This is a genomic window from Agromyces sp. SYSU T00194, assembly GCF_040496035.1.
GTDB lineage: Bacteria > Actinomycetota > Actinomycetes > Actinomycetales > Microbacteriaceae > Agromyces > Agromyces chitinivorans.
In genome coordinates this window covers 849,218-862,402 of sequence record NZ_JBEPJZ010000002.1, presented here as the reverse complement: position 1 = coordinate 862,402, position 13,185 = coordinate 849,218, and the positions used below count along the sequence as shown (strand labels likewise).

Sequence of the window (13,185 nt, the reverse complement as noted above, 5' to 3'; positions counted from 1 at the left end):
GTGCCATCGGGGTGTGGACTGCCCGGATGTCGCCGCGCAGGGCACAGCATCCGGGCTTGTGAGGGAGCGACGGGAGCGGTAGACCGGGGGCAGGCCGTCCCGGACACGCACGCGCGACGACGCTGCGATCGGCGGCGGGCACCGGCGGCCGGTACCCGAGTCGGGAGGATGGTCATGGCCGATCCTGTTCAGGACGTCATCGGAGACTACCGAGCGTTCGTCGCCGTGCAGCGCGACCGGCTCCGGGCGCGTGGCATCGACATCACCCCGTACGAGTTCAGCCACCTCGCGTTCCGGGTGCCGGAGTGGGACCAGTACGTGCACGTCCGCACGCTCCTGGAACGCCGCTCCGAGGCGAACGTCGAGGGTGTCTGGAACGGGCGGCCGATCTCGATGCTGCTGCTCGCCGAACCGCTCGAGGTGCTCGACGGGCGGGTGATCCCGCTCATCGAGCTCATCCCGCCCGTCCACCAGCGCGTCTACAAGATGGGACTGGAGCACGTCGGCGTCGTCGTCGGGGACGAGGCCGAGGAGTTCTCGCGTCGGCATCGTGAGGTGCTGACCGGGCAGCAGTTCCAGAACACCCTGAACGAGCCGTACTACGTCCTGTTCGAGGACTTCACCCACGTGAAGTTCCACCAGCGACCGCTGCGCGAGGTGATCGAGCTGCAGGGCGCCGTGTTCGACGGCATCCACCACGTCGAGGGCTGGGTGCCGCAGCGGCTGGTTACCGCGACGGGGCCGAATCCCCTTCCCACCCCACCGGTGGTCAGCCCGTGAACCATCCGGTCGGGCCGAGCTCGCCGCCCATACGCGGGACGTACTGGTCGAAGTACACCCGCGCGACGAGCTCGCGTCGGCTGGTGACGCCGGCCTTCTCGAAGATCGACTTCAGGTGGTCCTGCACGGTGTAGGGCGAGACGTGGATCGCGGCGGCGATCTCCTTCGTGTCGGCACCGCGCAGCACCATGGCGACGACCTCGCGTTCGCGGGGCGTGAGGCCGAACGCATCGGCGACCAGGCCGATGATCTCCTGCGGGCGCGCCTCGGCGATCGTGACCACGACGTCGCCCGCGCGGTCGCCGGCGCCGCCGAGCGGTGACGCGTGGAGCACGAGCCAGACGCCGTCGACGGTGCGGACGCGGACCCGGGGCATCCGATCGCCCTCACCGCGAGCGAAGCGGCGTGCACCGTGCACCAGCGCGTGCACGACGGCGAGCGGGTCGCCGGTGTTCGGCACCTCGGCCATGCGAGCCAATTGGGCCGTCGCGCCGGGGCTCGACTGCACGAGGCTGCCCGCGGCATCGACGACCATCACTGCGGGGCCCGGGTCCTCGCCCGCGTCGGTGCGTCCGATGCGCGCGAGCAGGCCGGCACGGATGCCGCGGGTGAACGCCGGGGCCAGCTCGGCGAGGAGGCGCATCTCCTCGTCGGAGAACGGCGCGTCGTCGGTGCCGCGGAACATCGAGATGGCGCCCCACGGGCCGCTCCGATCGCTGAAGATCGCCCTGGCCTCATCGACGTAGTCGAAGCGCGGCACCATGAAGTCGGCCATGCGGATCGATCGGTCGAGCGCGCCTCCCAGCGACTGGTGCACGCCGACCGCGACGGCGCCGTGCTTCACCATGCGGGCCAGCGACGTCGGGTCGTCCTCGCAGTACTCGATCTCCGCCCACGCCACGTCGCCGTCGTTGCGGCCGTCGAGGTCGCCCACCTTGCGGGTGCTCGCGACCATCGCCGTTGCGGGGTCGAGCGTGACGAGGCACCCGCCGACGAACGGGATCGCGCGGCGCACCGCTTCGGCCGCCTCGTCCATGAACCGGTGCAGGGGCAGGCCGGCGCGCGACATCACGTCCACGTCGCTGCGCGCCCGCCCCCAGGCCAACTCGGTCGGCATGCGTCCATAGTGCTCCCGGATGCCCCGCGGGCGCCATCCCAGAGTTCTGGGGGAGCGGATTCGCCCGCCGATCTGGGATGGAGTCGTCCACGGCTGCGGCCCCACACTGAACCTCGGCCGTCGCATCCGACGTGCCGTCGACGACGCAGTGGGGGAACTCGCACATGACCATCCAGACCGACGCCGGCGCCATCGCCGCGCAGCAGCTCCGCGACGCGCTCGGCGAGCGCATCGTCCTTCCGGGCGACGCCGCGTACGACACCGTGCGCCTGCCGTGGAACCTCGCGATCGACCAGCGACCGTTCGCCGTGGCGCAGCCCGAGTCCGCGGAGGACGTCGTCGACGTCGTGCGCGCCGCCGCCGCATCCGGCCTGCGCGTCGCGCCCCAGTCGACCGGCCACGGCGCCGCAGCCCTCGCCGACACCGACCTCTCCGACGTCGTGCTGGTGTCGCTGTCGCGGCTGCGCGGCGTCACGGTGCATCCCGAGGCCCGGAGCGCGATGGTACTCGGCGGCTCCGTGTGGAACGACGTCGTCGAGGCCGCCGCGCCCCACGGCCTGACCGCACTCCACGGCAGCGCCGGCGACGTGGGCGTCGTGGGCTACGCCCTGAGCGGCGGGCTGTCGTTCTACGCGCGCACCCACGGGCTGGCGGTCAACTCGGTGCGTGCCGTGCAGCTCGTCACGGCCGACGGCAGCATCGTGCGTGCCACGCCGCGCGACGAGCCCGAGGTGTTCTGGGCGGTGCGGGGCGGCTCCGGCGCGTTCGGCATCGTCGTGTCGCTCGAGCTCGACCTGCTCGAGGTCGCCGACGTGTTCGCCGGCATGCTGCTGTGGGACGCATCGCGCGCCTCCGAGGTCGCGCACGCCTGGGCGGCATGGACGACGGATGCCCCGGAGTCGGCGTCGACCTCGCTGCGCGTGATGCACTTCCCGCCGCTGCCCGAGCTGCCGCCGTTCCTGTCGGGCCGGTCGGTGGTGGTGATCGACGGGGCGATCCTCGAGACGGATGCCGCTGCCGCCGCGCTGCTCGCACCGCTGCGTGCGCTCAGGCCGGAGCTCGACACGTTCGCGCGCATCCCCTCGGCCGCGCTCGTGCAGGTGCACATGGATCCGCCGGAGCCGTCCCCGGCGTTCTCGGCGGGTGCGATGCTGGAGTCGTTCCCGTCCGAGGCCGTCGATGCCTGGGTCGCCGCCGCGACGACCACGCCCGTGCTGTTCATCGCCGAGGTGCGCCATGTCGGCGGCGCCGCGGCGCGGCGCCCCGAGGGCGCCGGCGCGATCGGCTCCGTCGACGGCGACTACCTGCTCGCCGGCATCGCGATGGTGCCGGCCCCCGAGCTCGCCGAAGCGGCGCACGCCGCCGCCCACGCCGTGGTCGCGGCGATGGCCGCCTGGCATGCGCCCGCCCTCGCGCTGACCTTCATCGACGGCGGCGTCGACCGTGCGCTCGGGTTCGGCTCGGCCCGCGAGCGCCTGCTGCAGTTGAAGGCGGCGTGGGATCCGAACGACCTCTTCGCCGCCGGCCAGCCCGTGGGGTGACCCTGTCGTGGGGTCGGCCTAGGCTCGCGCCATGGCCGACCTCGACGACGTGCGCGGCCACCGACCGACGGGGAGGATCGCGACCGAGATGGCCGAAGTGCTGCTGTACCACCACATCCAGGGACTGACCGACGGGGTGAGGGCGTTCGCCGACGAGCTGCGGGCCGACGGGCACACCGTGCACACGCCCGACCTCTTCGACGGCCGCACGTTCGACTCGATCGAGGAGGGCTTCGCGTTCGCCCAGGAGGCGGGGTTCGATCGTCTCCGCGAGCGGGGCGCGGCTGCGGCCGAGGGTCTCGGGCCGGGGCTCGTCTACGCCGGCATGTCGTTCGGCGTGATGATCGCCCAGCGGCTCGCGCAGACCGAGCCCGGCGCCCGCGGCGCGCTGCTGCTGTTCTCGTGCGTGCCCGTGTCGGAGTTCGGGGAGTCGTGGCCCGATGGGGTGACGGTGCAGATCCACGGCAAGGACGGCGACGAGTTCTTCGACGAGGACCTGCCGGCTGCGCGCGAGCTCGCCGAGTCGACGGATGCCGCCGAGCTGTTCGTCTACCCCGGCAACCAGCACCTCTTCGCCGACTCGTCGCTCGACGCGTACGACCCGGAGTCGGCAGCGCTGCTCCTCGAGCGCGTGCGCGCGTTCCTCGCGCGGGTCTGAACCGAGCCAGGGCGCCCCGATCATGCGGCCGGGGCGCCGTGGCGGCGACGCCTACGTGCCGTTGCGACCACCGGTGCCCGACCCGGCGGTCGACGACGTCTTCAGCGATTTCACGTTGCCGGCGCCACCGCTGTCGGGCGCACCGCCCGTGCCGCCGCCCGAGCCCGGCTTCGCGGGTGCCTTGGTGCTGGTGGAGCCGGTCGGCGACGTGGTGTCGTTCTTCACCGTGGGCCCACCGGTCGAGCTCGTGGCATCCGGCTTCGAAGTCGACGTGGTGTTCGTGTTCGCAGTCGTGTTCGAACCGGGCGCCGTCTGGAGCGACGCGGGCGCCTTCTTGCCCTCCTTGAGCTTGATGCGCGGGCCGGTGAGCAGGGGCGCGAACTTCACGGTGCCGTCACTCCGATCGATGTCGAACAGGGGCTTGGCGTCCCACTTCTTGGAGAACTTGTAGAGACGTTCGGCCCTGGTCTTCTTCGTCGTGGCGCTGGTGCCCTGGGCACCCGCGGTGCCCGCCGTCGGGGTGGCCGAGGTCGTGGTCCTCGCCGCCCTGGCCTTCGCGACCACGTCGTTCGCGCTCGCGATCGTGAACAGTTGGCCGCTCGGGTCGACGAACCGCACGGCGTTCGAACCGGCGTACGCGTAGGTCGCGCGCAGTTCGGGCGAGCCGACGACGATCGTCGGATCGTCGACGAGTACCGGGTCGACCGTCGTGAACATCTCCCGCTGCTGGTCGTACCAGCGTTCGCCGAGCGAGATGATGGCGCGCTGCTCGTCGGTGTAGCCGCCCGCGTACTGGTACGGCGTGCGGTACTGCGTGCTGTGCTCGGCGACCCACACCTCCCCGGTCGGGAAGTACTCCTGGTGCTGGAAGGTGTCGCCCGTGGGGCCGGTGACCACGTTGGTGCTGCCCTGCAGGTCGGTGTGCAGGAAGTACCGCTGGGTCTCCTCGTACCCGCCGTCGGCGTCGGGGTCGTTGTTGCCGCTGCCCTCGTTGTCGCGCTGGGTGCCGATGCGCTCGTCGTCCAGCCAGATGTGCTTGTACAGGTCGGTGCCGTTGCGCACGCTCACCCACGGGTTGATGAACGCCGTCTCACCCGACGGGCCGCGCTCGATCGCGAGCTGGCCCTGGTCGTCGTAGGTGTAGTCGGTGTCGTTCGACGCGTCGTCGAGGTGCACCATGTGGCCCGCCCAGTCCCACTCCATCTCGCGGACGAGCTCGATCCTGCCCTGCTTCGTCTCCGTGGTGATGTGGGTGAGCTCGCCGTCGGCGTCGTAGTGGTACGCCTCGTCGCCGGCGGCCACCGCCTGGTGCGGGTCGTCGGCCGCGTAGGTGCGGTCGAACGAGTACGTCGTGTCCTTCTGCTCCTTGTTGCCGATCTTGTCGACCTGTTCCTTGCTCAGCACGTTGCCCTGGTCGTCGTAGCTCAGCGCGAACGTGTACGTGCGATCCTTCGGCAGGGTGTCGTACTTCGCCGCGGCCCCGACCAGCCGGTCGAACTCGTCGTAGTCGTACGCCGCGGTCACGACGCCGCCGAACAGGTTCGACACGGCCGCCGGCAGGTCGTTCGTGTACGTCTTCGGGTTGCCCACGACGTCGTACGTGTAGCGGATGTCCTGGATCTCCGAGTACTCGGCCGGGTTGTCCTTCAGGTCGCGGCCGGGCGAATCCGAGTGGATGCCCGTGAGCCAGAGCGTCTCGTCGTCATACGTCCACTCGGTGGTGACGCCGTTGCCGAGGTCGACCGCTGCGGGTCGCAGGAACTCGTCGTACCGGCGGTCGTCGACGTACGGGTACTGATACGTGGTCGGCGCGTCGGTGAGGACCACGACGCCGTACTCGTCGAGCACCACGTTGCCGGCCGCGTCGAGGAGCGGCACCTGCTTCTGGCCGTCCTCCTCGCCGACGATCGACGTGACGCGGCCGCCGGCGTCGTAGTCGTACGTGAGGCGCTCGCCGTCGGGGTACACCATCGAGGCGAGGCGCCCGAGCGCGTCGTACGTCCACTCGGTGACCCAGGTGAACTTCTCCACGTCGTCGGCGTCGAGGTCGGGCTCCCAGTTGTGCAGCTTCACCTCGGCCGACTCGCGCACGACCGCGCCGAGCGCGTCGTACGCGAACGACGTGATCTGCGAGCCGTCCTCGACCTGCACGACACGGCCTGCGCCGTTGCCCGGGGCGCCGGCGGCGCCGTACGTGTACGTCACGTCGGGGGTGTCCTCCGGGTAGTCGATCTCGACGAGGCGACGCAGCTCGTAGGCGTAGTCGGTGAAGTGGCCCTCCTCGCGGAGCGTCGCCGACTGGTCGCGCACGAGCTTGCCCTCGGCGTCGTACCAGAACTCGACGAGGCCGCCGTCGGGCGTCTCGGTCGAGAGCCGGTTGCCGAGCTGGTCGTACTCGTGCACGGTCTCCTCGCCGGCCGGGTCGATCGAGGCGAGCAACTGGCCGATGCCGTCGTACTCGTACACCGAGCGCAGCGCGTCGACCCCGTCGGGCTGGTCGTCGTACACCCGCGTGTTGCCGCGCACGTCGCTGAACGTCGTGCCCACCCGATCGCGCGGGTCGGTGGTCGCGGCGCTGAAGAGCGTCACGCCGGCGACCTCGGTGAAGTCGTACGCCGTGGTGGTCACCCGGCCGCCGGGCTCGGTGACCTTCGTCTCGAGGTCGGTGAGCGTGTACTCGGTCGTCGTCACCGTGTCGGGTGCCGAGGTGGTGTATTCGTACGCGGTCTGCGCCACCGTGTCGAACACCGGGCGGTACTGCTCGATCGGGCGGCCCAGGTCGTCGAAGTTCGTCGCTCCCGTGACGATGCGGCCGTCGACCGCGACGCCGGTCGCATCGACCACGCGCGCGTCGCGCTTCTCCTCGGTGACGCGTCCCAGCCCGTCGACGAACGAGATCGTCTCGATCGGGTCGGCGTTGAACCGGTCGTGGTGCTTCGCGATCGCGTAGCCGTAGCCCGAGGCGCTCGGGCTGTAGACGAACTCCACCACGTCGTCCTGCAGCTCGTTGCTGATCTTCCAGATGCGGGCGAGGTTGTCGTACTCGTACGACGTGGTGTTGCCGTTCGCGTCGGTGCGGCTCGCGATGCGTCCCGAGTCGCCGTCGAACGTCGCCGTGGAGGTCAGGCCGGTGCGCACGGGCACCGGCACGGTGCATCCGTCGTAGTCGAGGAAGGCCTCGACCGAGGTCACCGCGTCCGTGCAGCCCGTGTCGAGCGTGGCTGCGGTCTCGTCGAGGTCGTACTCGGTGACCTTCGCGATGTCGGAGTGGCGGTCGGCGTCGTAGACGTACTCGACCGCGTACCGCACGCCGTCCTCGCCCTCGGGGTAGACGATGCGGTTGTAGCTGCCCCATTCGTCGTAGGCGAGGTCGGTGACGGCGGTGGTGTCGCCGTCGACGAGCTCCTCCAGGTGCGTCACGCCGGCGTTGTCGCAGAGCGCTGGGCTCCCGTCGCTGTGGCGGTAGACCTCACCGGTGGCGCTGTTGGTGATCGTGACGATCGCCGGCATGCTCACCCAGGTCGGGCAGCGGGTGTCCGACCAGTACGGCGACGGATGCTCCGGGGCGCCGGTCGTGCCGAACTCCGGCGGGCACTGGGGGTCCATGCTCGACGAGATCTCGCAGTCGGAGTAGACGGTCGTCGTGGTCAGGTCGTCGGCGGGGTCATCCGTCTCGCCCTCGTCGACCTCCGTGAGGATGTTGCCCATCCCGTCGTAGGTGAACGTCGATCGCGTCTCCTGCCCGGCCGCGCCGGACGCGTCGTACCAGCGCTCGGTCGTCGAGACGGCGAGTGGAGCGATCGCGGTGCCGAGGGCGCCGGGGGTCGGCACCGCGGCGTCCGGCAGCAGCGAGACCTCCGAGGTCGCGACCGGGTCGCGCGGGTCGACGCCCGCGTCGAATCCGACGACCTCGCGGTACTCCCACTCGAGGTACGCGCCGCGGATCACGTCGCCGCTCGAGGCATCCGACAGCTCGGTCGATGTCCCGAGGCCGGCCGTGAAGATGTTGTCGTTGAGGAAGGTGCGCGTGGTGTCGCGCAGGGCGGTCGTGCCCGCCTCGTCCAGCTCGTGCTCGACGATGCTGCTGTAGCCGAGCGACTGGCGGAACAGCCGGTCGAAGCGCAGGCCGTCGTACTCGAACGTCGAGGTCCGCACGTCGACGCCGTCGCCGGGGCGGCCGTCGTTCACCGACACCTTCGACATGGTCCAGATCGAGTCGGGGTGCGCGTAGGTGTTGCCGTCGCGGTCGTAGTCGAGGGTGATCGTCCCGCCCAGCGGGTTCTCGACCGTCTCGAGCAGGTTCGCCTTGCCCGCCTGGTTGAGGCGCACCGACACCTTGTCGTCGTCGGTGGTGCTCAGCGAGTCGACGTAGCCGTCACCGTCGATGTCGTCGAGCGTGACCTCGGTGAAGCTCACCGAGTTCTGGTACGACGCGCCCGGGTTGATCACGAGGTAGCACGCGGCCACGCACAGCGGGCCGGCGTAGATCGTGAAGTCGAACCCACCGCCGATGCCCTGCGCCCGGTCGTAGCCGATCTGCGGGCCCGACTCGACGTTCGCCGCGCCCACGCCCGCCGTCGTCGCGAATTCGCCGTACGTGACGGGTGAGCCGTACAGGCCCGACCCGGTGCCGAACGTCACCGTGGGCTGTGCGTCGTTGGCGCCCTTGTGCAGGCGGTCGAGGATGCCGTCGCCGTTCACGTCGATCCAGGCGTAGCGCACCATGTCGTAGTTCCACGTGAGGGATGCCCCGCCGGAGAACTCGCCCCACGGCGTCGCGAAGCCGAGGGAGGCGCTGCCGCCGATCGACTCCTGCGTGCCGAACCCGCCGGCGGTGAGCTTGGTGCGCTGCGAGGTGAACCCGTAGCCGAGGTTGTAGTAGACGTACACGCCGGTGTCGTCGGTGACCACGCGGTCGGGCAGGCCGTCGCCGTTGACGTCGGCGAGCTCCTGCTGGCCGCCGAACCCACCCGAGATCACGTCGGCCTGGTCGCGGACCACGCCGCCGAGCTCGGAGCTCGAGTACGGCGTGTTCACGAGCCCGCCCGAGTCGTTCGGGTTGGTCCAGCTGCCGTCGATGCCGCCGCCGATCGCGACGCCGAAGCCCGCGCCGAGCCCGGCGTCCTCGGACGCCGAGCCGCCCTTGCCGGACGCGTTGCCGCTCGTGGCGTTCGTGCGTCCCTTGCTGTTCGGCGAGACGTTGACGAGGCCGGCGTCGAGGCCGCCCTGCGCGTTGACCGTGAAGTCCTGGTTGACGTAGTCGAGCCCCATGTCGGTCAAACCCTGGCCGAGCGCACCGCGCTGCGTCGTGAACTGCACGCCGTCGGGGACGAGCAGGTCGGGGTAGCCATCGCCGTTCAGGTCCTCGTAGTCGACGACGCTCTGGCTGGTGCCGACGCCCACGGACCCGCCGAGCGGACCGAAGCCGAAGCCCAGCGCGAGCGAGGGCGAGACGGTCGAGATACGGGTGATGCCGGTGCCGCCACCGCCCGTGGTGCCGAGGTCGGCGCTGTCGGACGCGAGCCTCGAGGATCGCATGCGCTCGGGCCCGCCGGCGAGGTTGTCGCGGTTGCCGCGCCACTGGTTGCCCGCGAGCGGCGTGCCCGCGGCGGCCGCCAGCGTCGGGTCGAGCGTGGGGGGCTCCGAGAGCGCGAGGAACGCGAACGACGGGTCGGGGTCGGGCCCCTCGGCGGGCACGTCGTCGAAGCCCGACGGCTCGGTCTGGTCCGCCAGCTCGTCAGCGTCGATGACGAACGCCGCGTCATCGATCGTCTCGGTCGCGAGCTCGTCGTTCGCGGTGTACCCCGCGAGTCCCCAGCCGCGGTAGGCGAGCGGGAAGATGCCCTGGTAGTCGGCACCGTAGAAGGTGGCGTCCACCTCGATGTCGGTCGACGCGGGGTCGTCGGGGTCCGTGAGCTCGACGGTCATGGTGCCGAAGTCCTGGGCGAACTCCGCGTCGCGTGTCGTCACCTCGAACCAGTAGTCGGTCCCGTCGTCGAGGTCGAAGTTCAGGTCGAGCGTGTTCTCGTAGCCACCGGAGTCATCGGTGGCGGCGAGGGTGAACGCCTGCTGGGCGACGACGCCGTCGACGGTCTTCACCGTCAGCACCGCACCGGGGTAGCGGCGGTTGCCGTCGCCGTCGCGCGGGACGGCCGCGCCGGAGAAGCTCACGATCGCGTCGAGGGTCTCGCCGGTGGTCGACTCCCACGGCGAGACGGGTCCGGTGGACGAGTGGATCGGGTACTGCTCGATCTCGGGCGTCAGGTCGACGCTGCGGATGTACTCGCCGTTCGAGTCGACCACGTCGAGCGGGTCGCCGTTGACGTCGGTGGCGTCGAGGTAGAACAGCTCGGGGGTCCAGGTGATGGCGTTGAGGTCGATCGGGGAGTCGACCGCGAGGTACGCCTCCACTGTGTCGGTCGAGCCGTTCTCGTTGCCCGAGCTGGGCGCGACCGGCTGCGCGACGTCGAAGTCGACCGAGATCGGCGTGTCGCCGATGAAGTCGGCGTCGATCACGATGCCGGAGCCGGGCACGGCGACGCCGTTGTGCTTCAGCACGAGCTGCAGGTCGTCGGAGGTGGCCGCGTGCTTCGTGAGCGCGCCGGTGAATCGCACGGTGCCGTCGTAGGGCATGACCACGCTCGTGCCGGGACGCCCCGACAGCGTGAAGTCGCTCGTCGCGTCGTACACGGTCTGCGAGAGGCCATTGACGTCGAGCGGGACCTCCGTCGCGCTCGACCCGCTGGGTGCCTGCCCCGCATCGACGACCTCGTCACCGTCGATCTCGATGTAGGTGACGACCGGCGACCAGATCACCTCGTCGTTCGCGCCGTCGTTGACGGAGCCGACGCGGAAGTAGAGCGGATGCCCCTGCTCGACGTCGACCGGGTACGGCGTCGTGAACGCCTCCGCGCCGGTCGCGAGCAGGTTCGCCGCATCGATCTCGGTGCCGTCGTACTCGATCGCCACGCGCACGCCGTCGAGCGACGCCTCCGCCGGGTCGAGCACGACCGGCGCGTCGACCTCGACGGTGCCGGTGAACGGTGCGATCCAGCGCCTTACGGTGTCGACGAGGGGGGACTGGTCGGCGAGCAGCTCGCGCAGCTCGTCGACCTGGGAATTCCCCACGTCGGGGGCGGCGCCGGTCGCGATCGGCACGGCAGTGCCGGTGCTCGACTCGGCGAAGGTCGGCACGCCGTTGACGAGCCGGTTGAAGAGCACCTTGCCGTCGTACACGAGGTCGGGCAGACCGTCGGCGTTGACGTCGGTGAAGTACGTGTCGCCCCAGGCGATGGAGGTGCCGACGCCGAACGATGCGGTGACGCCGAGGTGCGCCTCGAGCGCGAACTGCATGTTGAACTCGTCCTCGACCGAGAGGGACTTCAGGGTCGGCAGCGGGACCGGGTCGGAGAACGTGGTGCCCGAGCCGTTGGCGCCACCCGTGTTGAGCCGGTACGAGATGCCGCCGCCGATCGTGCCGCCGGCGCGGTAGACCTTGTCGGGCAGCCCGTCGCCGTTCAGGTCGATCCACTCCGCGACGCCGGTCGTCGTGCCGCCGCCGAGTTGTACCGATGCGCCGACCGAGCCGACCTTCTGGGGGACGAATGCGTTGAAGCCGATGTACGCGTGGCCTTCGCCCGAGTTGTTCTCCGAGCCGCCGAGCGCGCCGGCCGACACGTTGCTGTCGAGCCAGGAGCGGTCGCCCATGTCTTCACCGGTCGACCACGACTGGTCCGAGGCGAATCCCGTATAGCCGGCCGTGGCGTTGCCCACCTCGTCGAAGTAGGTGAACTCGTGCGTCGCGGCGACGTCCGGGTCGTGCGCGCCCTGCGTCACCGATTCGAGCAGCGACTTGCCGAACGGGCTCAGGGCCGCGTCCCGATAGGCGAGGTCGTACCGGGCGGCGAGGTCGTCGGCACCGGAGTCGGCCGGGAAGCTGCGTGCACGCGTCGGGTCGAGCGTGAGGTCGCCGTGCCGCACCTCGATGCGGGCGAGGCGCTCCCAGGTCAGGTCGAGGTAGCGGCCGGTGCCGTCGAGGATGGGGTCGCCCCGTCGGGCGGGTGCGGGTTCGAGCTCGGACTCGAGGATGAAGTCCACCCGGTACGCGGGGTCGGCGAGCTGCCCCGATGCCTCGGCCGCGATCGTGTAGTCGATGTGGTCGAGGTACGTGTGGCGCGCGCAGAGCGTCGATCCGCTGCATCCGCTCGCCCACGACTCGCCCGAACGCTGGTAGTCGTAGGTCTCGTAGTGGTACCGGATGATGCTGTAGCCGATGTCGCGCTGGGCGGAGAGCAGCCAGCGCACCTGGTTGCCGGCGTCGTCGGTGACGATCGCGTCGCGGTCGATGGTGCCCTCGCTGGAGTCGTCGCCGTACGGGCCGCCGGCGTCGGGGTAGCCGCCGTACCAGCGGATGCCGCCGTCGGCCTGGCGCACCTCCCAGTAGTAGTCGTCCGGTCCGCCGTCGCCGACCTCGTGTCGGATGATCTGCTCGTACTCGGTCTCGACCTGGCGCACGAAGTCCTCGCGGTCGCCGGAGACGCGCTCGTCCCACTCATCGCCCAGCGCGTTCGGCACCAGTGCGTCGCCGTCGAGCGTGTAGCTCTCGCTCTCGTGGTCGGCGTCGAAGTAGGGGGCGCCGAAGGTCGTGTCCACCGCGACCTCGCCGACGCCGAGGTCCCAGCCGGTGCCGACCCAGCTGTTGCCGCCCGAGGAGTCGTACTCGAGGGACAGCTCGGGGGTGATGCCGCGGCCCGCCGGGATCGGGAGCGGATACGCGAGGTGCGCGCCGCCGTCGCTCGATGCCTCCGGCGCGTCGACCACGACGAGTCCCTCCGTGGCATCCGCGTACTGCAGGCCGTCGAACGCGCCGTCACCGAGCTCGTCGGGGGTGAGGATCGACTCGCGTGCGAGGGCCTCGCCGGGGCCGAGGCCGTCGCCGTCGAAGCCGCCGGTCGCGGCGATCGCCCCGGTCGTGGCGAGTGCGATCACCGCGGTGGTCGCCACCACCTTTGCAGTGAACGAGAGCCGCTTGGCCATCGGGGACCTCCGTCGTCGGGCAGGACGGTTCCCGGCGGCGACCGTCCGGTCCC

The 13,185-nt window shown here is 70.7% G+C and carries 5 protein-coding genes; 3 read left to right on the top strand and 2 right to left on the bottom strand.

Annotated elements, in window-relative coordinates; translation table 11 throughout:
* Positions 1–174: 174 nt before the first annotated feature.
* The gene (locus ABZK10_RS16735) at positions 175–780 is read left to right on the top strand and encodes a VOC family protein (protein WP_353810420.1); all 606 of its coding nucleotides are present in this window, start codon (positions 175–177) and stop codon (positions 778–780) included.
* On the opposite strand, the gene ABZK10_RS16730 is transcribed toward ABZK10_RS16735, so the two are convergent.
* A complete protein-coding gene (locus ABZK10_RS16730; RefSeq protein ID WP_353810419.1) occupies positions 770–1,897 on the bottom strand; it encodes a helix-turn-helix transcriptional regulator in 1,128 nt (375 codons plus the stop codon). The two genes, ABZK10_RS16735 and ABZK10_RS16730, sit on opposite strands and share 11 nt — an antisense overlap.
* A gap of 164 nt (positions 1,898–2,061) precedes the next feature.
* Here ABZK10_RS16730 and ABZK10_RS16725 point away from each other — a divergent pair, with 164 nt between their 5' ends.
* Both ABZK10_RS16725 and ABZK10_RS16720 read left to right on the top strand, forming a co-directional pair.
* A complete protein-coding gene (locus ABZK10_RS16725) occupies positions 2,062–3,438 on the top strand; it encodes an FAD-binding oxidoreductase (protein WP_353810418.1) in 1,377 nt (458 codons plus the stop codon).
* A gap of 31 nt (positions 3,439–3,469) precedes the next feature.
* Entirely contained in the window at positions 3,470–4,096 is a 627-nt protein-coding gene (locus tag ABZK10_RS16720) for a dienelactone hydrolase family protein (protein WP_353810417.1), read from the top strand.
* A 51-nt stretch (positions 4,097–4,147) separates the two neighbouring features.
* On the opposite strand, the gene ABZK10_RS16715 is transcribed toward ABZK10_RS16720, so the two are convergent.
* Positions 4,148–13,132 carry a SpvB/TcaC N-terminal domain-containing protein gene (locus ABZK10_RS16715; RefSeq protein ID WP_353810416.1) on the bottom strand — a complete coding sequence of 2,995 codons (8,985 nt, stop codon included), beginning with the start codon at positions 13,130–13,132 and terminating at the stop codon, positions 4,148–4,150.
* Between the last annotated feature and the right edge of the window lie 53 nt (positions 13,133–13,185).